Source organism: Streptomyces sp. NPDC001108, from assembly GCF_053598535.1.
The window spans coordinates 54,644-76,448 of sequence record NZ_JBSFKL010000022.1 but is presented as its reverse complement, the minus strand read 5'-3'; the positions used below and the strand labels follow the sequence as shown (position 1 = coordinate 76,448).

Below are 21,805 nucleotides of genomic sequence, written 5' to 3'. Positions count from 1 at the left end.
CGATTCCGGACGATCCAGACCGCCCTTAGGCGGTCGGACCGCCGAAGATGTCGATACGGTCGCCCTCGGCGAGGGTCACGATGGCGCGCTTCGTGTCGGCGCGCTTGCCGAAACCGGTGCGGGTGCGCTTGCGCTTGCCCTGCCGGTTGATCGTGTTGACCCCGGTGACCTTGACCGAGAAGACCGCTTCCACGGCCTGCTTGATCTGGGTCTTGTTGGAGCCGGGCGCGACGATGAACGTGTACTTGTTCTCGTCGAGCAGCGCGTAGCTCTTCTCGGACACAACCGGCTTGACGAGAATGTCGCGCGGGTCCGAGTAGGTCTTGCTGGTAACGGTCGCCTCGCTCATCAGGCGTCGCTCCCTTCGGTCTCAGCGGTCTGGGGGCCAGACACGAAGGACTCGAAGGCGGCCTGGGTGAAGACCACGTCGTCAGAGACGATCACGTCGTACGTGTTCAGCTGGCCCGGCTCCAGGATGTGCACCTGGGGCAGGTTGCGGGCGGACAGCCACGCGGCCTCGTCGGCACGGTCGACGACCAGGAGCAGGTTCTTGCGCTCCGAGATCTTGCCGAACAGCGTCTTGGCGGCCTTGGTGGAGACGCCACCCTCGACCACGCCGGTGACGACGTGGATGCGGGAGTGACGGGCCCGGTCGGAGAGGGCACCGCGCAGGGCGGCGGCCTTCATCTTCTTCGGGGTCCGCTGCGAGTAGTCACGCGGCTGCGGGCCGTGGACGACGCCACCGCCGGCGAACTGCGGCGCACGGGTCGAACCCTGACGCGCACGGCCGGTGCCCTTCTGGCGGTACGGCTTGCGCCCACCGCCGCGGACCTCGCCGCGGGTCTTGGTCTTGTGCGTGCCCTGACGGGCAGCGGCCAGCTGCGCGACGACGACCTGGTGGATCAGCGGAACGCTGGTCTTGGCGTCGAAGATCTCCGCGGGGAGCTCGACGGTCCCGGCCTTGTCGCCTGCCGGCGAAAGGATGTCAATGGTGCTCATCGGTTCCTCAAGCCCCCTTGGCCGCGGTGCGGACCAGGACGAGGCCGCCGTTCGGACCAGGGACTGCGCCCTTGATGAGGAGCAGACCCTTCTCCGCGTCAACCGCGTGGATGGTCAGGTTCTGGGTGGTGACCCGCTCGTTGCCCATACGACCCGCCATGCGCATGCCCTTGAAGACACGGCCGGGAGTGGCACAGCCACCGATGGAGCCAGGCATACGGTGCACACGGTGGGCACCGTGGGACGCCTTGCCGCCCTTGAAGTTGTGACGCTTCATCACACCGGCGAAGCCCTTGCCCTTGCTCTTGCCCGTGACGTCGACCTTGACGCCGGACTCGAACACCTCGGCAGTGACCTCCTGGCCCAGCGTGTACTCGCTGGCGTCGGAGGTGCGGAGCTCCACCAGGTGGCGGCGCGGGGTCACGTCGGCCTTGGCGAAGTGGCCCTTGAGGGGCTTGTTCACCTTGCGGGGGTCGATCTCGCCGAAGGCGATCTGGACTGCCTCGTAGCCGTCGGTGTCGTTGGAGCGGATCTGGGTGACGACGCAGGGCCCGGCCTTGACGACGGTCACCGGGACGACCCGGTTGTTCTCGTCCCAGACCTGGGTCATGCCGAGCTTCTCGCCCAGGACGCCCTTAATGTTCTTAGCCATCTCGCGCGTCACCTCAGAGCTTGATCTCGATGTCGACGCCCGCCGGCAGGTCGAGACGCATCAGCGAGTCAACCGTCTTCGGCGTGGGGTCGAGGATGTCGATGAGGCGCTTGTGCGTGCGCATCTCGAAGTGCTCGCGCGAGTCCTTGTACTTGTGCGGCGACTTGATGACGCAGTACACGTTCTTCTCAGTGGGCAGCGGCACCGGGCCCGCGACCGACGCACCAGTGCGCGTCACCGTCTCGACGATCTTCTTCGCCGAGGAGTCGATGACCTCGTGGTCGTAGGCCTTGAGCCGGATGCGGATCTTCTGTCCCGCCATGGCTACTAGTAGTCCTGTCTCTCTCGTAACGCTCTGGAACCCGGGGGCTCTCAAGACTTCCGTCTCCGACCCACGCGGTCGGGCGTGTCGCATCCCCTCTACGCAGATCTCCCGAAGGATTTCCCAACCAAGGGGGTGCGGGCCCGAGGACCGCAGGACCGGGGGCGGAACACCCACCGGGTGCCTGGCCGGTGCCCCACTGACGCTTCCCGGAAGATTCCCGTACGTCCGACCCGAAGGGGTCGACGAGTACTGTGGGACTCGCTTCCGGTCCTCCCGGCGGGAGGCGCGCAGCATTGACACTCAACCGAGCAACCTGGTCAGTGTGCCATACGGGGCACGGGCCTGGCCAATCGGGCGGAGGATCTTACCCCGCGTGGTCGCCCGGTCAAACGCGGGCGCGCGGCGGGCGGGCCCCGGACCGGACTCCCCGGGCGAAATCGGGTGGGCGCGGCGCGCCGTCCACCCTAGAGTGACCGGCCGGAAAGACCGTCGGCACCGGGGGCATCGATCATGCGTACGCACTATCCGCGCACCCCTCATCTGCCCTGGTCCCCCGGCGCCACCTCGGACGACGTACGGATCGCGGACCTCGCCGGGCTGGCCGGGCGCGAGGTCGTCGTCACCGAGAAGCTGGACGGCGAGAACACCACGCTCTACGCCGACGGGCTGCATGCCCGCTCCCTCGACTCCGCGCACCACCCCTCCCGCGGTTGGGTGAAGGCGCTCCAGGGCCGGATCGGGGCCCGCATCCCGGACGGATGGCGGATCTGCGGCGAGAACATGTTCGCCCGGCACTCGATCCCGTACGACGGCCTGGAGAGCTTCTTCTACGGGTTCTCCGTCTGGGACGGGGACCACTGCCTGGGCTGGGACCGCACCGAAACGTTCCTGCGGGGCCTCGGGATCCCGGTGCCGCCGGTGCTGTGGCGCGGGGTGCTCGACGCCCGTGCCGAGAAGGCGCTGCGGGCCCGGCGGCCGGACACCGGGCGGCAGGAGGGGTACGTGGTGCGGCCCGCGGACGGCTTCGGGGCCGGGGATTTCGGGCGGCTGGTGGCCAAGTGGGTACGGCCGGGCCATGTGACCACCGGGACGCACTGGATGCACGCCGCCGTCGTGCCGAACGGGCTGGGGCCGGCCGCCGCGCTGTGGGCGGTGCGGTCCGGGGCACCGGCCGACGCGGGGGCGCTGGCCGGTGCGGTCGGAACAGGTGCGGGCCCGGACGGCTGCGAGGGCGACGCCGGGGCGGTGGCCGCGACGGCCGACGCCCTGGACGCGGCGGGGGTCACCGGCGAGGACCGGCTGGCGGGCGTGGTGGCCGCGCTCCTGCGCCGCTCCCGCCGCGCCGGGCTCGGCGGGGCGCTGGCCCCGGCGCTGGGGATGCCGCTGGCCCGGCGCGTCGCCGACCTCGTCGGGCTGTACCCCGCGCTGCACCTCCCGTACCCGGACGAGGAGCGCCGTGCCGGGCTGGCCCGGATGTCCCGCGCGGCCGCGCTGCCGGTGCTGCACGCGCTCGCCGGGGCCCTGGCGGAGGACGACGGGGCGCGCGAGCAGGTGGAGTGGTCGGCCCTGTACGCCCAGGAGGCGGCGGAGCCGGCCGGGCTGCGGGCGGCCTTCGACGACCTGGCGCCCGAGGCCGCCGCACGCTGCCTGGCGCAGGCGCGCGAGGCGTACGCGCTGGGCCGGGTCGCCACCGCCGAGGAGGCCGTCGCCGCGACCTGGCGGTGGCGGGACGGGGACTTCCCGCGCCTGGTGCACCTGGTCGGGCCGTCGGGCAGCGGCAAGAGCACCTTCGCCCGGGGGCTGCCCGGCGTCGACACGTATCTCTCGCTGGACGACCTGCGGCTGGCCCGGGGCTCGCGCGCCGACCAGCGGGCCAACGGGGAGGTGCTGCGCGAGGGGCTCGACCGGCTGGACGCGGCGCTCGTGCCGGGCGCCACCGTCGTCTGGGACGCCACCTCGCTCAACGCCCACCAGCGCTCCCTGGTCCACGCGGTGGCCCGGCGCCGGGACGCGCTGGTCACCCATGCCGTGGCGCTGGTCGACGAGGCGGAACTGGTCCGCCGCAACGGGCGCCGGGACCATCCGGTGCCGCCCGGGGTGCTCGACGCGCAGCTGCGCCGCTTCGTGCCCCCGTACCCCGGCCAGGCCCACCGCACCTGGTACATCGGCGCGAGCGGCGCCGTCGAGGACGAGGCGTAGACCGTGGAGGGCGAAACGCGGACCGTCGAAGGCGGAGCGCGGAGCGTCAAGGACGAGGCGCGGACCGTGGAGGGCGAGGCGTAGTGCGTACCAGCGAGGAGATCTACCACCGGGTCCGGTGGGACGGGCGGTTCGATCCGGCGCGTTTCGTGATGGGGGTGGCGCAGCGCGGCCGGGAGGCGAAGCGGGTGCCGCTGCCCCGGTTCACGCCCGGCGGGGAGATTCCCTGGCACCGGGTGCTGTTCTTCGAGGCGGACGGCGAGCTGGTGTGGGACCGCTCCTCGGGCACGGACCGGATCGACGCGACCGAGGCCGGGCGGGTGCGGACGCCGCGCCGGCTGCCGTCGCCGTACTTCGTCTCCCGTACGCCGCACGTGTACGCGGCGGACCGGTCGGCCTGGGTGCCGGTGGACACGGCGGCCCCGGCACCGGCACCGGTGCCGCGCTCCGGACCGCTGACGGTGCTGACCTGGAACACCCTGTGGGACCGCTACGACAGCGAGCTCATCGACACCGCCCGGCGCCGGCCGCTGCTGCTCGACGCGCTGCGCGAGGCGGACGCCGACGTCATCGCCCTCCAGGAGGCCGAACCGGCCCTGCTCGGCCTGGTGCTGGCCGCGCCCTGGGTCCGCGCGGAGTACACCGTCTGGGCCGATCCGGCGGGCCGGGACACCGCGGAGTACGGTCTGCTGCTGCTCGCCCGGGTGCCGCTGGTGGAGGCGGGGCTGCACGCGCTCGGTCCGCACAAGGCGGTCGCGGCGGTGGTCGTGGCCGGGCCGGACGGGCCACTCACGGTCGCGGCGACCCATCTCAGCAGCGATCACTCGGCCGACGGCGCCCGCCGCCGCGACGCCGAACTGGCCGATCTCGCAACGGGGTTGGCGGCCGTCGAGGGCGATCTGGCGCTGCTCGGCGACTTCAACGACGGCGGCGACACCCCGCAGGACCGGCTGGGGATGGCGGACGCCTGGAGCCTCGTGCACGGCGCGGACGACCGGACCCCCACCTTCGATCCCTCGGTCAATCCGCTGGCCGCCGTCTCCTCGCTGACCGGGCGGATCTCCCGGCTGGACCGGGTGCTGCTCCGTACCGAGGGGCCGCGGCCCGCCTCGGCGGTGCTGCTGGGCCGGACGCCGGAGCCGGACGGGCTGTACGTCTCGGACCACTTCGGAGTGCTCGTCGCGCTGACCGCCGACGCCCCACTCGAAGCGGATGAGGCGGACGAGACGGACGCGGCGGACGAGGAGTGCGCGGCCGGTGTGGTGCGCCGGGTGGCCGCCGCGCTGCCCGGGGCCGCCGTCCACCCGACCGGTTCGCGGCGGATGGGCTGCGCGCTGCCCGGCGCGGACGTGGACCTGGTCGCCGCGCTGCCCGGCACGGTCGACCCGGCGGCGGTACGGAGGCGGCTGGCCGGGGCGCTGCCGGACGCCGTGGACCTGCGCGAGGTGACCGGGGCCCGGGTGCCGGGACTGCGCTTCACGCTGGACGGGCTCGGCGTGGACCTGGTGACCGTGGCGACGGGGACCGTTCCCCTGGCGGAGGCGGTGGCGCGCCGGGGCGAGCTGGGCGAGGCGGCGGCCGTGGCGCTGAGCGCGGTGAGCGACGCGGAGGCGGTGGCCGGGGCGGCGGACCCGCACCGGGCCGCGTTCGTCCGGCTGGCCCGGGAGGTGAAGGGGTGGGCGCGGGCGCGCGGCCTGGACTCCGCCCCGTTCGGCGGTCTGCCCGGCCTCGCCTGGGCGGTGCTGGCGGCCCGTACCGCCCACGAGGCCGGCCGGCTGGCCCCGCTCCCCCTGCTGCGGCACTTCTTCGCGACCTGGGCCACCTGGGACTGGGCCGTGCCGGTCGGCCCCGGCGAGCCCCTCCCCGGCGCCCCGCTCACCGTGCTGACGCCGACGGCGCCGGTCCGCTCCTGCACCGCCCAGGTCTCCCCGGCCGGGCGCGAGCTGATCGCCGGGGAGCTGCTGCGGGCCTGGGAGATCCTGGAGTCGGCCGCCGACGGGGACCCCGTACCGCGCGCCCTGCTCCGCACCCCGCCGTCCCCGTACCCGGACCACGCCGGCTGGGCGCTGGTCTCCGTACGCCCCGGAGCGGACGAGGGCCGGTTCCGCGGACGGGTCCTCGCCCTGCTCGACGCCCTCGCCCGGGCGGGCGCGCCGGACGCCCGCGTCTGGCCCCGCCCGTGCGGCTGGGACGCCACGCACGTCCAGTACGCCCTCGGCCTCGGCCGCACCCCGCCCGACGCGTCACGACTGGCGGAGATCGGCGGCGAACTGCTGCGCGGCCTGCCCGGCGCCACCCTCCACCGCACGGCCCCGGGCCGGGAATGGAAGCTGCGATGAGTGCCCCCGTCTGGTCCCTGCGCCCCGCCCGCCCCGAGGACGTGGAGAGCGTCGCCGAGCTCCGGGCCGTCGTGATGCGCCCCGACCTGGAGCGGCTGGGCCGCTACGACGAGCACCGCGTACGGCAGCGGCTGCGGGACGGGTACGTGCCGGAGCACACCTCGGTCGTGGTGGTGGACGGGGAGTTCGCGGGCTGTGTCGCCCTGCGGCCGGTCGACGGCGGGCTGTGGCTGGAGCACTTCTACCTCTCCCCCGCCGTCCAGGGGCGCGGCATCGGCACCGCCGTACTGCGTTCGCTGCTCGCGCGGGCCGACGCAGGGGGCGCGACCGTACGGCTGGACGTGCTCCGGGGCAGCGCCGCCCGCACGCTGTACGAGCGGCACGGGTTCACCGAGGAACGGCGCGACCCGGTCGACGTCTTCATGGTCCGTACACCGGTACGTTGATCCGACCGGGGCAAACCCCCGGAGTCCAGGCAACCCGTCCTCCAAGATCACCGTCTATCCCGGCGCAGCGGCGGCCCTCCCCCCACCGCGGTCTGCGCACCGGCGGGCGGCATCGGGCCGTCCGCCGCGAGGGAGTGGACGGAGCACGGTGTGACGGATCGACCCGGCCCGCGCGTACCCGGTTCGGGGACGCGGCGGCGTGCGGTGCTGGCGGCGGCCGGGGCGGCGGGGCTCGCGGCTCTCACCTCCTGCGCCGCGCCCGCCCCGCCGCGGCGCCGCGCCCCCGCGGCGGACCCGATGCCGGGGCTGCGGATCAGCACCACGCACCCGGCCCTGATGCTCCAGGTCCTCGCCCACCCGGACGACGACCTGTACTTCATGAACCCGGACACCCAGCAGGCCCTCGACGGCGGTACCCCGCTCGTCTGCGTCTACCTGACCGGCGGCGAGGCCACCGGCGTCAACCGCGTCCCGGGCCGCCCGCTGCCCGCGCCCGACAAGGCGGCGTACTCCTCCGCCCGCCACCAGGGCCTGCGCCAGGCGTACGCGACCCTGCTGGGCGTCCCGATGTTCGCCGAGTGGCACCGGTCGGTGATGGAGCTGGAGGGCGGCCACCGCGCCGAGCTCAACACCCTGCGCCACGAGGGCCGCAAGGTGGACCTGGTCTTCGTCAACACCGCCATGCACACCACGTACGGACGGCTCGGGCTGCCCAGCCTCTGGCAGGACCGGCGCCTGGTGCTGCCGACCGTCGTCGCCGAGGGCTCCCCGCTGCGGAAGGTGGGCTCGTACACGTACGACGGGCTGATCGACGTCCTGGCGGGGCTCTTCGAGCACTACCGGCCGAGCATCGTGCACACCATGGACCCGGACCCGGACATCCAGCACAGCAGTCGGGCCGTCCGCATCGCCGACAGCGAGCAGCCGGGCTACTCCGACCACCCCGACCACACGGCCACGGCCCTGTTCACCTGGGCCTCGCTGATCCGGTGGGTGGCGCGGTCCACCCGGGACGGCGGCCTGGTGCCGAGCTTCGCGGTCACCTCGTTCCGGGGCTACTACAACCGGCACTGGCCGAAGAACCTGCCGCCCGCGGTGCTCGCCGAGAAGGCCTCGCACCTGGTCCCGTACGGCGGTGAGGTCGACTGGCGGTGCGGCAACCCGGCGGGGTGCGGGGACTACAACGTCGGCGGCGACCGGCCGCTGACCAACCGCAAGGGGTGGGTGCGCTCCACCCACTACCGCTACCCCGGCCCGCGCCCCACCCTGGCCACCGAGCCGGACGGCCGGCTCGTCAGTTACGAGGTGCTGGGGCTCCGGGCGGTCCGCCGCCGGGAGACCGCGCCGGGCACGGGCGTGTGGGACGTGCCGGACGACCTCGGCGGCGGCCCGCTCGCCCCGGTCCTGGGCGGGACGACGCTGCCGGACGGGCGGCACATCCTGGCCGGGCTGCGGTTCTCGGCGCTGGAGGGGCACGGCGGCGACAACGAACGGGAGGTCGTCGTCCTCGAACAGCGCTACCCGGGCGGCGCCTTCCGCGCCTGGACGGGGCTGGGCAACTCGGAGCGCACCCACGACCACGGGCGCCGGCTCGGCGTCCCGGTCCTGGTCACCGCCCCCGACGGCCGGGTCCACCTCTTCGTACGGAACGCGGAGAAAGGTCTCAGCACCCGGGTCCGGGAGGCGGACGGCCGGTGGAGCGGGTGGCGGGACACCGGCGGCGGCGAGGTCCAGGACGGGCTGAGCGCGGTGGTGGACGCCGAGGGCCGGGTCCATGTCTTCGCGGCGGGCCGGTTCGCGGTGCACCACTGGACGCAGGACGAGCCGGGCCGGGACGTGACCGCCCGGACCCAGATCACCGGGGTGCCGGTCCCCGGCGACGGCCCGGCCGCGCTGCCCGGACCGGACGGCAGCGTCGAGCTGTACTACCGCGCGGCGGCGAAGGCGGCCCTGACCACCGTGCGGACCGGGGAGACCGCCGAGGAGACCGGTATCGACGGCTACGGCCGCCCGGTCGCGGACCGGGCGGGCTTCGACGGCTACGGCCCGGTCGCCGCGGCGGGCACCCCGGGCGCCCCGGTCCTCCTCGGCCGCACCGACTCGGGCCGGCTCCAGCTCCGTACCCCCGCGGGCCTTCTCGTACAGCGGGACGGGCCGGTGGCCCTGGACGGCCCGGTCCTGCACCTCACCCCGGCCGGCCACCCGGTCGTGGCAGCCCTGGGCCCGGACGCCCACCCCTGGCTCTGGCGGCCCTGACCCGGGCCGACGGGCGATGCCGGCGGGTGGCCAGGGAACCGGTGCCGCCACCCCGTACCACTCGGCCGGTTCCCCTCACTGCCCGGACCATCAATTCGACGACGTCACCCATGCGACCTCACTCTCCGCTCCGCCGCCCACCCCACGGAAAGGGGCGCAGCACGGCGAAGCTGTAGAAGGAGAGGAGAAGGTTGAGGAACACGAAACCCGGCGTGAGGAGGAACGAGGCGTAGCCGTCCAGGCGGTCGCCGAAATCGTCGGCGCTCCCGAATGCCACTCCCAGGACGAACAGCAGCACGGCATTCACCACGGCGAGGGCGGCCAGCACGCCCAGGCGTCCGGCACGCGTGCGGCCACCGGCCCTCGCCGCCCCGGCACGCATCGGATTCCTTGGCTGGAACAGGGGTTGCGCCACAAAGAACAGGACCAGGGCGATGTTCCAGAGCGGGATCTCACTCACCCATTCCAGGACGCCGCGGTTCGTCGTGATGGAGGTCGCGCACACCAGGACCGCCGGCAGCCACAGGCGGAACGCCGCGACGGCAGCCCGGTCGAGAACGAATCTGGAAGGGGATGTTCCCTGCACCCTCAGGCCCTCACGGTCACTGAGGCACCTGCGGAACGCGCCGCGTCAACGGCCCTGTCCACCACCTCGTGAGCCAGATCCACCCACATCCTGACCGGGGACTCGACCGTGCCGAAGGGCCTTCGCCCGTGCGGCGAGGAGAACGGGAACCAGCTCACCCACGACGACCCCCATGTCGTGCGGGTCGGCTGTTTCGAGATACCGCGTACGGACCCGTTCCCGACGACCCGCGCCTTCGCACCCTGACGGCCTTGCCCGCGTCCCGGACGAGCAGGACGCCCCAGCCGAGCGCGATCGCCCCCGGCAGCACGACCCACCAGGAGCCCCAGGAGTCGGAGAGGGAGAAGGCGAGGACGAGGACGAGGACCACCTTCCCCGCGAGGCCGTCCGTCCAGCTCTTCCCCATGCCCACTCCCCACCCTTTTCGGCCACGATGTCGGCCTGTCACACCGTAGAACACCCCGAGTAGAACACCCGAGCACACCCGAACACACCGAAGGGCCCCGTCCCACCGCATACACGGCGGGACAGGGCCCTTCTTGGTGCTCGTTGCGGAGCAACCAGGTCAGACGGTCAAGTAATTACTTGACGATCTTGGTGACCTGGCCGGCGCCCACGGTCCGGCCACCCTCACGGATGGCGAACTTCAGGCCCTCCTCCATGGCGACCGGCTGGATCAGCTGGACCGACATGACGGTGTTGTCGCCCGGCATGACCATCTCGGTGCCCTCGGGGAGGGTCACGACGCCGGTCACGTCCGTGGTACGGAAGTAGAACTGCGGGCGGTAGTTGTTGAAGAACGGGGTGTGACGGCCACCCTCGTCCTTCGACAGGATGTAGGCCTGGGCCTCGAACTCGGTGTGCGGCGTGACCGAACCGGGCTTGATGATGACCTGGCCGCGCTCGACGTCCTCGCGCTTGATGCCACGGAGGAGCAGACCGACGTTCTCACCGGCCTGGCCCTCGTCGAGCAGCTTGCGGAACATCTCGATGCCGGTGACCGTGGTGGTGGTCTTCTCGTTCTTGATACCGACGATGTCGACGGTCTCGTTGACCTTGAGGACACCACGCTCGATACGACCGGTGACGACGGTGCCACGACCGGTGATCGTGAAGACGTCCTCGATCGGCATCAGGAACGGCTTGTCGACGTCACGCTCGGGCTGCGGGATGTTCTCGTCGACGGCCTTCATCAGGTCGAGGACGGTCTGGCCCCACTCCTTGTCGCCCTCGAGCGCCTTGAGCGCCGAGACCTTGACGACCGGCAGGTCGTCGCCCGGGAACTCGTACTCGGAGAGGAGCTCACGGACCTCGAGCTCGACGAGCTCCAGGATCTCCTCGTCGTCCACCATGTCGGCCTTGTTCAGGGCGACGACGATGTACGGAACGCCGACCTGGCGGGCCAGGAGCACGTGCTCCTTGGTCTGCGGCATCGGGCCGTCGGTGGCGGCGACCACGAGGATGGCGCCGTCCATCTGCGCCGCACCGGTGATCATGTTCTTGATGTAGTCCGCGTGACCCGGGCAGTCGACGTGCGCGTAGTGACGCGACTCCGTCTGGTACTCGACGTGCGCGATGGAGATCGTGATACCGCGCTGGCGCTCCTCAGGAGCCTTGTCGATCTGGTCGAAGGCCGAGGCCTCGTTCAGGTCCGGGTACGCGTCGTGCAGCACCTTGGTAATGGCGGCCGTGAGGGTCGTCTTACCGTGGTCAATGTGACCGATGGTGCCGATGTTGACGTGCGGCTTAGTCCGCTCGAACTTCGCCTTCGCCACTGGGTCCTCCTGTGGAGTGGTTCTGTACGCCTTGCTTCATCGGCGCCAGGGTGATCTTTGCTGGGATGCCGGGGCCGGGGGCATTCCCCGCGCAGCTCTCGCTCCGCGACGAATGCCCCACCAGGCTCCGGTGACAAGCCTAAAGCGTGAGCTCGGGTGAGTTACTCGCCCTTGGCCTTCGCGATGATCTCCTCGGCGACGTTCCGCGGAACCTCGGCGTAGGAGTCGAACTGCATCGAGTAGCTTGCGCGACCCGAGGTCTTGCTGCGGAGGTCTCCGACGTAGCCGAACATCTCCGAGAGGGGCACGAGGCCCTTCACGACGCGAGCGCCGCTGCGCTCCTCCATGGCCTGGATCTGGCCACGGCGGGAGTTGATGTCACCGATGACATCGCCCATGTAGTCCTCGGGCGTGGTGACCTCGACGGCCATCATCGGCTCGAGGAGAACCGGGGACGCCTTCCGCGCGGCCTCCTTGAAGGCCTGCGAACCGGCGATCTTGAAGGCCAGCTCGGAGGAGTCGACCTCGTGGTAGCCACCGTCGAGAAGAATGACGCGGACGCCAGTCATCTCGTAGCCGGCCAGGATGCCGAACTGCATGGCTTCCTGGGCACCCGCGTCCACCGAGGGGATGTACTCCCGGGGGATGCGGCCACCAGTGACCTTGTTGACGAACTCGTACGAGGCCTCGCCGCCCTCGATGGGCTCGATCGCGATCTGCACCTTGGCGAACTGACCGGTACCACCGGTCTGCTTCTTGTGGGTGTAGTCGACGCGCTCGACGGCCTTGCGGATCGTCTCGCGGTACGCGACCTGCGGCTTGCCGACGTTCGCCTCGACGCGGAACTCGCGCTTCATGCGGTCGACGAGCACTTCGAGGTGCAGCTCGCCCATACCACCGATGATGGTCTGGCCGGTCTCCTCGTCGGAGTGCACCTGGAAGGACGGGTCCTCTTCGGAGAGGCGCTGGATGGCGACACCCAGCTTCTCCTGGTCGCCCTTGGACTTCGGCTCGATGGCGACCTGGATGACCGGGGCCGGGAAGTCCATGGACTCCAGGATGACCGGCGCCTTGTCGTCACAGAGCGTCTCACCGGTGGTGGTCTGCTTCAGACCCATCACGGCGATGATGTCGCCCGCGCCCACCGACTCGATCTCCTCACGCTTGTTCGCGTGCATGCGGTAGATCTTGCCGATGCGCTCCTTCTTGCCCTTGACCGAGTTCAGCACCGAGGTGCCGGACTCCAGGCGGCCCGAGTAGACCCGGACGAAGGTGAGCTTGCCGAGGTGCGGGTCGCTCATGATCTTGAACGCCAGCGCCGCGAGCGGCTCGTCGTCGGACGGCTTGCGCTTGACGACGACCTCGGGGTCCTTGACGTCCTGGCCCTCGATGGCCTCGACGTCCAGGGGCGAGGGCAGGTAGCGGACCACGGCGTCGAGCAGGGGCTGGACGCCCTTGTTCTTGAACGCGGTGCCACAGAACACCGGGGTGACGGTCGTCTCGCCGCCCTTGCCGGAGTTGATGGTGATACGACGGATGCCCGCGTAGAGCTGCTCCACGGAAGGCTCTTCGCCCTCCAGGTAGAGCTCCATGAGCGCCTCGTCGTTCTCCGCGGCGGCTTCGAGAAGCTTGGCGCGGTACTCCTCGGCCTGCTCGGCGAGCTCGGCCGGGATGTCGACGATGTCGTACGCCTCACCCTTGGTGGCTTCCACCGGGTAGACGAACGCCTTCATCGTCACGAGGTCGACGACACCCGTGAAGTCGGCCTCGGCACCGATCGGGAGCTGCATGACGATCGGGGTCGCGCCGAGGCGGTCCGTGATCATGTCGACACAGCGGAAGAAGTTGGCACCGGTGCGGTCGAGCTTGTTGACGAAGCAGATACGCGGCACGCCGTAGCGGTCCGCCTGACGCCAGACGGTCTCGGACTGCGGCTCGACGCCCGCGACACCGTCGAACACGGTGACGGCGCCGTCGAGGACGCGGAGCGAACGCTCCACCTCGACGGTGAAGTCGACGTGACCCGGGGTGTCGATGATGTTGATGGTGTGGTCAACATCATTGAGCGGCCAGTGGCAGGTCGTCGCGGCGGACGTGATCGTGATGCCGCGCTCCTGCTCCTGCTCCATCCAGTCCATCGTGGCAGCGCCGTCGTGGACTTCACCGATCTTGTACGAAACGCCGGTGTAGAAGAGGATCCGCTCAGTGGTGGTCGTCTTGCCCGCGTCGATGTGGGCCATGATCCCGATGTTGCGGACCTTGGCCAGGTCAAGCGAAGTGGTGGCCATAAGGCTCAGTCTTCTCTCGGTCTCGATGTGGGTAGCGACTACCAGCGGTAGTGCGCGAAGGCCTTGTTGGACTCGGCCATCTTGTGGGTGTCCTCACGCTTCTTGACGGCAGCGCCAAGACCGTTGGACGCGTCGAGCAGCTCGTTCATGAGGCGCTCGGTCATGGTCTTCTCGCGGCGGGCGCGGGAGTAGCCCACGAGCCAGCGCAGCGCGAGGGTGGAGGCGCGACCGGGCTTGACCTCGATCGGCACCTGGTAGGTGGCGCCACCGACACGGCGGGACTTGACCTCGAGCGAGGGCTTGACGTTCTCAAGCGCGCGCTTCAGCGTGATGACCGGGTCGTTGCCGGTCTTCTCGCGGAGGCCCTCCATGGCGCCGTACACGATCCGCTCGGCGGTGGAACGCTTGCCGTCCAGCAGGATCTTGTTGATCAGCGAGGTGACAAGAGGAGAGTTGTAGACCGGGTCGATGATGACCGGGCGCTTCGGGGCGGGGCCCTTACGAGGCATTCTTACTTCTCCTTCTTGGCGCCGTAGCGGCTGCGGGCCTGCTTGCGGTTCTTGACACCCTGGGTGTCGAGCGAGCCGCGGATGATCTTGTAACGAACACCCGGCAGGTCCTTCACACGGCCACCACGCACGAGCACGATGGAGTGCTCCTGCAGGTTGTGTCCCTCACCCGGGATGTAGGCCGTGACCTCGATACCGGAGGTCAGACGCACACGCGCGACCTTACGGAGGGCCGAGTTCGGCTTCTTCGGGGTGGTCGTGAACACACGCGTGCAGACGCCGCGGCGCTGGGGCGAACCCTCGAGTGCGGGCGTCTTGTTCTTTTCGACCTTGTCCTGCCGGCCCTTGCGGACCAGCTGCTGGATCGTAGGCACTACTTCTCCGGTTTCTGTGTGCCGTTCGTGAAACTAACCTGGAACGTCACCGACCCACGCGGTCGGGTGTGTCGAATACTGCGGACTTCTGCCGCAAGGCAGAAGGAGCGCAGATTGCGGTAGCCACTGACGGGCTCGGCATGCGGCTGAGGACACGCACACGAGCCCAGGCACACCCCAGGCACAAGGTCTGAGCGTACCTACCGCGTCGACTCCGGTCAAAACAAATCCGTCTCACCCCGACACGCCGGAGTTCCGCCGGCCGCGACCGCGAGATCCGGACAGCCGGTCGCGGGCGGACGGCAGGAATACGACCTTACCGGTCCCGGTACGTACGTTCTCAGTACATTGAACCGCTGATGAACGACCGGGGGGACGGGATGGCGGCGGCGTACGTACCCGAGGGCGACGGACTCGACGACCAGGTGCCCTTCCTCGCCCGGCTGGAGCGCACGGACCGGGTGGCCCTGCTGGAGCTCGGGCGCGAGCTGTGCTTCGACGTCCGGGCCGCCCTGCTCCGCCAGGACGAGCCGTCCGCGCACGTCCTGCTGATCCTCAGCGGCTGGACGAAGATCACCACCTCCGCGCCCAACGGCTACGAGGCGCTGCACGCCCTGCGCGGCCCCGGCGACATCGTCGGCGAATCCGCCGCGCTGACCGGTCGGCCCCGTTCGGCGACCGTGACCGCGCTCTCCCCCGTCCGGGCCGCGGTCGTGCCGCACGAGAAGTTCCGCGCGTTCGTGGCCGCCTCCCCCGGGGTGTCGCTCTCGCTCCTCGCGCTGGCCTCCGACCGGACGCGGGCGGCGGACCGGCGCAGCCTGGAGTTCGCGGCGATGACGGTGCGCGAGCGCTTCGCCGTCCTGCTCCTGGACCTGGCGCGCACCCACGGCGCCCGTACCGCCGAAGGCATCGAGCTCGACGTCCCGCTCAGCAAGCAGGAGCTGGCCGGGGCGGTGAGCGCTTCCCGGGAGGCGGTCCAGCGGCTGCTGAAGGACCTGCGCGAGCGGGGCATCGTACGGACCGGGCGGCGGACGCTGGTGATCGTCCGGCCGGACGCGCTCCGCCGGATCGCCCGGTCCGGGGAGCCGGCCGGCCCGGCCGCCCGCCCGGCGGTCCGCTAGGGCGGGTTCCGCAGCCCGGAGATCCCTCTCTGTGCACACGGTCACAGACCGAGTGCGCCATCGTGCCTCACCGCCCCGGCCTCCCCGGCGCCACGCTCGTGTTCCCGGCCCGCCAGGACCGCGAGGGCCACGAGCGAGAGGCATTCCGTGAACGATCCGGTGAGCAGCACGATCCTGCTGCTCGACATCGAGAAGTACAGCGAGCGCGACGACGTCGAGCAGGCGTTCCTGCGCCGCATGCTCTACGACCTGACCGACCGGGCCCTGCTGGCGGCCGGGATCGACGAGACCCGGCGGCGGCGGGCGGACCGCGGGGACTCCGTGATGGAGCTGATCGACGCCAACTGCTCGGTGGTCGCCCTGCTGCGGGCGCTGCTGACCGAGCTGCCGGCCCGGCTGCACAGTCTGAACCGGCGCGCCTCCGCCTCGGCGCGGATGCGGCTGCGTGGAGTGGTCGCCTCGGGCTTCGTGGCGGTGGATCCGCTCGACGGCTGGGTGGGCAGCGATCTCAACCACGCGTGCCGGCTGCTGGACGCGGACGCGCTGCGGGAGGCGCTCCGGGCGGGCCCGGGCGACTTCACGCTCGGCGTCTCCGACTCCGTCTACCAGGGGGTCGTACGGCACAGCCACACGGGCGTCCCGGCCGAGGAGTTCCGCCCTGTCGTGGTGGACAGCAAGAACGGCCCGCTCGACGCGTGGCTGCACGGGCCCCTCCCGCAGGAGGCCACCCGGGGTGCGGACGCCGCTCCGGCCGCCCCCCTGCCGGAGCCCGGTCCCGCGTCCGTGCCCGGTTCCGGCGGGGCCCCGATCACCGGCGGCGTCTTCGGCGGCACCAACCACGGCATCGGCGGCGGCACGTTCCACGGCAACGTCAGCTTCGGCGGCGGCCGGTGAGCACCGAGGAAGAGGCGCACGGGGCCCCCGCCGCCGAGGACGGCCAGGGCGCCGAGCCGCCGGAGGACCCGCACCCCGAGGAGGAGGGCGCGGGCGAGGAGAAGAAGACCGACCAGCCGCAGCCCGCCTGGGCGGCCCGGCGGGACCTGGCGAGCCACACCCCGCGGACCATGGGGTTCGGGGACGGCTCCCGGATCGGCGGAGGCGTCTTCGGCGGGACCAACCACGGCATCGGCGGCGGCACGTTCTACGGGGACGTCCTGCAGCGGACCGAGATCGTCTACCGGTTCGACGCGCCCTCCGCCCTCCCTGCCTCGGGCGAGATCGCCCCGTCCGTCCTGACGGCGCTGTCCGCGTGCTTCGCCCCCGGGCGGGACGACTTCGACGCGCTGGCCGACCGGCTCCGCGACGAGCATGTGCTGGTCCTCTCGGGGCCGTACCACTCGGGTCGGCGGACCGCCGCCCTCATGCTGATGCACCGGATCGGCGCCGATCCGGTCCGGGCGGTGGACCGGGACACCACCCCCGAACAGCTCACGGCCGGGATCAAGGGGGCTGAACCGGGCGGCGGCCGGACCGGGTACGTCCTGTGCGACCTGGTCACCCCGCCCGGCCGGCCGCTGCGGGAGGCGGACCTGCTGGCCGCCCGCGAGGAACTGGGCGCGGACGCGTACCTGGTGATCACCACGGGACCGGCCGCCCTGCTGGAGGACGTACCGGTGGTGGAGTGGGGGGCGCCCGCGCCGGGTGACGTCCTCGCCGCGCATCTGGCGGCGCTGCCGGGCGGCGAGGAGCGGGTGCCGGAGCTCCTGGCGCTGCCCGCCACGGCCGCCTTCCTCGAACGCCACCACCAGCCGCGCGAGGCCGCCCGGTTCGCCCGACTTCTGGCCTCGTACGCGGCCGGCACGGCCGAGGCCACGCTCCTCGACGGCTTCTCCCTGCACGCGCTGGAGCGCCAGGTCCAGGAGTGGTTCGAGGACGACGGGACCGTACTGCACCTGCGCGAGAAGGCGTTCCTCGTCGCACTGGCCGCCTTCGACGAGGGGCCGTACGCCCTGACGGCGGAGCTGGCCGATCTGCTCTACGCCGCCCTGGAGAGGACCGACAGCCGGTTGCAGCCCGCCGTCCCGGTCTTCGGTACGCACATCGGCAAGCGGCTCCAGCTGGCACGGGCGCGCCGGTTCGAGGCGGAGGAGCCCACCGAGTGGGGTCCGGTCCAGCAGGTGAAGGCGGCCTTCCTCGACGAGCGGACGCCGCTCGTGCTGCTGCGCGAACTCTGGACCGGGCACCCCTCGGCGCGGCCCGCCCTCGTGCACTGGCTGCGGCAGCTGGCCGGGGACGGGCGGCCCTTCGTCCGCACCAGGGCCGCCTCCACCGTCGCCGTGCTCGCCCACACCGACCTGCCGTCCGCCATGGCGCTGATCGTCGAGCCGTGGGCCTCGTCCCGCCTCTACCGGCACCGGAGCGTCGCCGTCGGCGCGCTCACGCTCACCCATGTGCTGGGCACCCCCCATGTGCCGCGCATCCTCGACGCGTGGTGCGAGAGCGAGGAGTCGTCGCTGCGCTGGGTGGCCATCCGGGCCCACGGGATGATCGGGCCGGAGCGCCCGGTGGAGGCCCTGGCCGCCCTGCGCGCGGCGGCCCGGCACGAGGCGGGGCGGCCGGAGCCGGATCCGGAGCTGATGGGGCAGCTAGCCGAGTCCGTGGAACTGCTGCTGCTGTCACCGGCGGGCGAGGAGGTGACCGCGGAGCTGGTACGGACGGTGCACGACGACCGGCCCGCCGCCGATCTCGCGCTCGGCGGCTTCCTGGGGGCCTGCCGCCGCGCCGACCAGGACGAGCGCCACGGCCTGCCGAGCGTGCTGGCCCGGTACGCGCGGGCGTCGACGGCGCACACCCCCGAGGCGTCCGGCATCGCCGGGCTCTGGCGCACCGCGCTGGGCAGCCGGGGCCACACCCGGGACGCTCTCGGGGTGCTCCGCCAGTGGGTGCTCGTGGCGGACCGCGCCCCCGCCGCCGAGTGGGCGCTCGCCGCCCTGCTGCCCGCGCTGGTCACCACCGAGCCGGAACACCGGCGGATCAGCCACCTGCTGCGGACCATGCCCGGCGAGGACGGCGCCGGTCCCCCGCCCGTGGCCGCCCGGCTGCTGACCGTACTGCCCCGTCCCTGACCCCGCCCCTTCCTCCGCGACAGGAGAGAACCCCATGCCCGAATTCCGCCGAGCACCCGACTGGGACCAACAGGCAGACCGCGCGACGCGGTTGACCGACCCGGTGGTCACGGTCCGGCAGCTGTCCCGTTTCGGCTTCTCCCGCCGTCCGCTCACCCGGATCGACCACGCACTGGTCTTCTCGGCCCGCGACGGCTCGTACACCACCTACCTCCCCCCGCTCCGGCCCACCAGGGCCGCGGCAGCCGCGAAGCGCTACACCGCGGTGTACGAGGTCGACATGGGGGTCCACCCGGTCCGCGAGGAGATCGCGCTGCCGAGCGACGACGACGCCTTCGAGTTCACGGCGGTCGTGGAGCTGGCGTGGCGGGTCGTCGATCCCGAACGGTTCGTGGCGAGTCGGCACCGGGACGTGCCCCGGCTGCTGATCGGCGAACTGGAGCAGGCGGCCCGCCCCGTCACCCGCCGCTACCCCGCCGCCCGGAGCGCGGCGGCCGAGGAGGCGCTGCTGCGGGAGGTCGGCGCCCGGGGAACACTCGGCGCGCACGCCGGGCTCACCGCGGACTGGACGGTCCGGCTCCACGGCGACCAGGAAGTCGTCGGCCACGTCCGTCGCATGCGTTCCATCGACCACGAGTCCACCGAGCAGATCCGCACCGAACTCCTCGGCAAGGAACACGATGCCGCGGTCGACCGGCGCGCCAGGGCGCAGGACGCCCTCCAGACGGAGCGCGCCGCCGAGTTCGAGGAGCGGCAGCACCTGCTGAAACTGCGGCAGCAGCGGTGGCAGCACGCGGAGGAGGTCGACCGGGCACGCGCGCTGCTGGAGCTCCAGCAGGTGAACGCGGAGAAGATCGCCTTCTACGAGAAGTACCTGGAGCAGGGCGGAGTCCGCGCGTGGGCGCTCCATCTCGTGAACCACCCCGAGGCCACCGAACTGGTGGCCTCCAGCCTCCGCCAGGACCAGCTCCAGGTGGTCAGGTCCCAGCTGGAGCTGGCGAAGGAGCTGCTGAAGGGCGACAGCGCCGAGAGCCATGAGCTGGAGGCCCCGAAGCAGCACGCGTTCCAGGCCCTGATCGACGTACTGGACCAGTACCTTCCCGGCGTCACCGCGCACAGCACGGCCGAGGGGCGGCTGACCGTGTCGATGCCGCGCGAGGCCGCGCGGACGGCACCGCTCACGAAGCTCCCGGGCATGCGGTCCGACACCCCGACCACGTTCCCCGGCTGGCAGCCCCCGCCCGGCTACGGAAGCACTCCCCTGGCCCCGGACGGTCCCGACGACACGGCGAAGGCACCGGCCGGGGACGAGTCGGCCGGGGAAGGAGCGGGCACATGACCGGCCGTGCGCCGGAGCGCCCCACCACGGCCGGGGAACGGCTCCTGGCCGACCTTCGGGCCGAGGTCGCCCGGGCCGACGGCAAGGCGTCCGTCCTGGTCGCCGCGGTCGGCACGACGGCGGGCGTGCTCAGCGGCTGGCTGGCGGGCCGGGCCTGGCGGCCGGGCGCGCTCGACGGCGCCGGGACGGCCCTGTGGTGGACGGGTGTGGGCGGGCTGGCGGCCGCGCTGGTCGCCCTGCTGATGGCCGTGCTCCCGCGCTACCGCCGCAGCGTCTGGGTCCCCGGCGAACCGCTCACCTACTTCGGGGACATCCAGGACGCCGCCCGGCGGGGCCGGCTCCCGGAGGCGCTCGACGCCACCGAGCGCTCCCGGACCACCGCCCTCGTCACCGCCCTGGCCGAGACCAGCCGGATCGCCCTGTGCAAGCACCGGTGGATACGGACCGGGCTGCTCGCCTACGCCCTGAGCACCGTCCTGCTCCCCGTCTCACTGCTGCTCGGCTGAGCCCCGACCGCCGAAGGATGACCACGATGCCACCGACCCCACACCCCCAGGACCCGGACGACAGCCGCGTGCCGCCGGACGGGTCCGCCCCCGACGACCTGGTCTACGAGCACGGCCCCGGCCGCCGTGCGTACTACGCGGCCCGTCAGCGGCGGACGGACCTCACCGCCCTGGCACAGCTGGCGCTCGCGCTGCCCTCCTTCCTGACGAGTGCGCTGGTGGTCCTGCTCGTGGGCGGGCTCCTGGAGTACGGGGCCGGGGTGCCGTTCTGGATACCGGCCGCCCTCTGGCTGGTCTCCGGCGCCCTGGTCTTCCACCGGCCCACGGAGGACCTGCTCGCCCGCCACCTGTTCGGACTGCGGCGGCCGATGCCCCGGGAGGCCGCCCGGCTGGAGCCGGTCTGGCGGGAGGTGACGGCCGTCGCCGGCATCGACGGGTCCCGCTACCGGCTCTGGGTCGAGGACAGCGACGGCCTCAACGCACTCGCCGCCGCCGGGCACATCGTCGGCGTCACCCGGTACGCGCTGGAACGGCTGTCGAGCCGCCGGCTGGCCGCCGTACTCGCCCACGAGCTGGGGCACCACACCGGCGGCCACGCCTGGTCGCTGCTGCTCTGCCACTGGTACGGGCTGCCCGGACGGCTGGTGCGGCGGGTACTGCGCACGCTGGCGGCCCTGGCGGTCACGCCCTCCCGCTGTGCGGTCTACGCGGCCGGGGGCGTCCTGCTCCTCGCGCTGGGCGGGCTCGACTCCGCGGCCACCCGGATCCTCTACGGGCTTCCGCTGCTGCTCGCGCTCCCGTACCTGTCGGCGGCCGTGGGACGGCGCGCCGAGCTCCGTGCCGACCGGCACGCCGCGGTGCTCGGCTTCGCCCCTGACCTCGCCGAGGTGCTGGAGGCGCTCCACGAGGACGAGCGGCCGACGCACACCTCGGTGCCCGCCCGGCTGCTCGCCACCCACCCCGACGTCCCGACCCGGCTCCACCACCTCCGGGCCTACCTGTGAACGCCGAAGGGCGGCCACCCCG

Annotated in this window: 20 protein-coding genes; 10 read left to right on the top strand and 10 right to left on the bottom strand. The window is 72.3% G+C overall.

Going from position 1 to position 21,805, the window contains the following annotated elements; genetic code table 11:
* Positions 1-25: 25 nt before the first annotated feature.
* The 4 genes from rplW to rpsJ are packed head-to-tail and all read right to left on the bottom strand — an operon-like array spanning position 26 to position 1,973.
* Positions 26-349: a 50S ribosomal protein L23 gene (gene rplW / locus ACWC97_RS31360; RefSeq protein ID WP_352276144.1), complete on the bottom strand. Its 324-nt coding sequence runs from the start codon at positions 347-349 to the stop codon at positions 26-28.
* The gene (rplD, locus tag ACWC97_RS31355; RefSeq protein ID WP_352276143.1) at positions 349-999 is read right to left on the bottom strand and encodes a 50S ribosomal protein L4; all 651 of its coding nucleotides are present in this window, start codon (positions 997-999) and stop codon (positions 349-351) included. The genes rplW and rplD overlap by 1 nt, the downstream gene beginning before the upstream one ends.
* A 7-nt stretch (positions 1,000-1,006) precedes the next feature.
* Entirely contained in the window at positions 1,007-1,651 is a 645-nt protein-coding gene (gene rplC / locus ACWC97_RS31350; protein WP_352276141.1) for a 50S ribosomal protein L3, read from the bottom strand.
* Between the two features lie 13 nt (positions 1,652-1,664).
* Positions 1,665-1,973 carry a 30S ribosomal protein S10 gene (gene rpsJ / locus ACWC97_RS31345; protein ID WP_003948644.1) on the bottom strand — a complete coding sequence of 103 codons (309 nt, stop codon included), beginning with the start codon at positions 1,971-1,973 and terminating at the stop codon, positions 1,665-1,667.
* A 513-nt stretch (positions 1,974-2,486) separates the two neighbouring features.
* Between rpsJ and ACWC97_RS31340 the strand changes: the two genes are divergently transcribed.
* The 4 genes from ACWC97_RS31340 (at position 2,487) to ACWC97_RS31325 (ending at position 9,216) form a co-directional block, all read left to right on the top strand.
* On the top strand, positions 2,487-4,175 hold the full coding sequence (locus ACWC97_RS31340; protein WP_450652989.1) for an RNA ligase family protein: 1,689 nt from the start codon (positions 2,487-2,489) through the stop codon (positions 4,173-4,175).
* Positions 4,176-4,258: 83 nt separating this feature from the next.
* Positions 4,259-6,514 carry a poly(A) polymerase gene (locus ACWC97_RS31335; RefSeq protein ID WP_450652987.1) on the top strand — a complete coding sequence of 752 codons (2,256 nt, stop codon included), beginning with the start codon at positions 4,259-4,261 and terminating at the stop codon, positions 6,512-6,514.
* A complete protein-coding gene (locus ACWC97_RS31330) occupies positions 6,511-6,960 on the top strand; it encodes an N-acetyltransferase family protein (protein WP_450652985.1) in 450 nt (149 codons plus the stop codon). Before ACWC97_RS31335 ends, ACWC97_RS31330 begins: the two co-directional genes overlap by 4 nt.
* Before the next feature lie 150 nt (positions 6,961-7,110).
* On the top strand, positions 7,111-9,216 hold the full coding sequence (locus tag ACWC97_RS31325) for a PIG-L family deacetylase (protein WP_450652983.1): 2,106 nt from the start codon (positions 7,111-7,113) through the stop codon (positions 9,214-9,216).
* A 118-nt stretch (positions 9,217-9,334) separates the two neighbouring features.
* Here the strand turns inward: ACWC97_RS31325 and ACWC97_RS31320 are convergent, their stop codons facing one another.
* From ACWC97_RS31320 to rpsL, 6 genes are all read right to left on the bottom strand, one after another.
* On the bottom strand, positions 9,335-9,802 hold the full coding sequence (locus tag ACWC97_RS31320; RefSeq protein ID WP_450652981.1) for a hypothetical protein: 468 nt from the start codon (positions 9,800-9,802) through the stop codon (positions 9,335-9,337).
* Between the two features lie 154 nt (positions 9,803-9,956).
* Positions 9,957-10,208: a hypothetical protein gene (locus ACWC97_RS31315; RefSeq protein WP_450652979.1), complete on the bottom strand. Its 252-nt coding sequence runs from the start codon at positions 10,206-10,208 to the stop codon at positions 9,957-9,959.
* A gap of 175 nt (positions 10,209-10,383) precedes the next feature.
* Complete coding sequence (gene tuf / locus ACWC97_RS31310; protein WP_352276133.1) at positions 10,384-11,577, bottom strand: elongation factor Tu; 1,194 nt, start codon at positions 11,575-11,577, stop codon at positions 10,384-10,386.
* A gap of 161 nt (positions 11,578-11,738) precedes the next feature.
* On the bottom strand, positions 11,739-13,865 hold the full coding sequence (fusA, locus tag ACWC97_RS31305; RefSeq protein ID WP_352276132.1) for an elongation factor G: 2,127 nt from the start codon (positions 13,863-13,865) through the stop codon (positions 11,739-11,741).
* A 38-nt stretch (positions 13,866-13,903) separates the two neighbouring features.
* The gene (rpsG, locus tag ACWC97_RS31300; RefSeq protein WP_072485550.1) at positions 13,904-14,374 is read right to left on the bottom strand and encodes a 30S ribosomal protein S7; all 471 of its coding nucleotides are present in this window, start codon (positions 14,372-14,374) and stop codon (positions 13,904-13,906) included.
* 2 nt (positions 14,375-14,376) lie between these two features.
* Complete coding sequence (gene rpsL, locus ACWC97_RS31295; RefSeq protein ID WP_003948652.1) at positions 14,377-14,748, bottom strand: 30S ribosomal protein S12; 372 nt, start codon at positions 14,746-14,748, stop codon at positions 14,377-14,379.
* Between the two features lie 359 nt (positions 14,749-15,107).
* On the opposite strand from rpsL, the gene ACWC97_RS31290 reads away from it, so the two are divergent.
* From ACWC97_RS31290 to ACWC97_RS31265, 6 genes are all read left to right on the top strand, one after another.
* Complete coding sequence (locus ACWC97_RS31290; RefSeq protein ID WP_450652976.1) at positions 15,108-15,869, top strand: Crp/Fnr family transcriptional regulator; 762 nt, start codon at positions 15,108-15,110, stop codon at positions 15,867-15,869.
* A gap of 159 nt (positions 15,870-16,028) precedes the next feature.
* Positions 16,029-16,763 carry a hypothetical protein gene (locus ACWC97_RS31285; protein WP_450652974.1) on the top strand — a complete coding sequence of 245 codons (735 nt, stop codon included), beginning with the start codon at positions 16,029-16,031 and terminating at the stop codon, positions 16,761-16,763.
* The gene (locus ACWC97_RS31280; protein ID WP_450652972.1) at positions 16,760-18,934 is read left to right on the top strand and encodes a hypothetical protein; all 2,175 of its coding nucleotides are present in this window, start codon (positions 16,760-16,762) and stop codon (positions 18,932-18,934) included. The genes ACWC97_RS31285 and ACWC97_RS31280 overlap by 4 nt, the downstream gene beginning before the upstream one ends.
* 34 nt (positions 18,935-18,968) lie before the next feature.
* The gene (locus tag ACWC97_RS31275) at positions 18,969-20,273 is read left to right on the top strand and encodes a hypothetical protein (protein WP_450652968.1); all 1,305 of its coding nucleotides are present in this window, start codon (positions 18,969-18,971) and stop codon (positions 20,271-20,273) included.
* Positions 20,270-20,779, top strand: a complete 510-nt coding sequence (locus ACWC97_RS31270; protein WP_352276126.1) for a Pycsar system effector family protein — start codon at positions 20,270-20,272, stop codon at positions 20,777-20,779. The genes ACWC97_RS31275 and ACWC97_RS31270 overlap by 4 nt, the downstream gene beginning before the upstream one ends.
* A gap of 26 nt (positions 20,780-20,805) precedes the next feature.
* Entirely contained in the window at positions 20,806-21,783 is a 978-nt protein-coding gene (locus ACWC97_RS31265) for a M48 family metalloprotease (RefSeq protein WP_450652966.1), read from the top strand.
* Positions 21,784-21,805 lie beyond the last annotated feature (22 nt).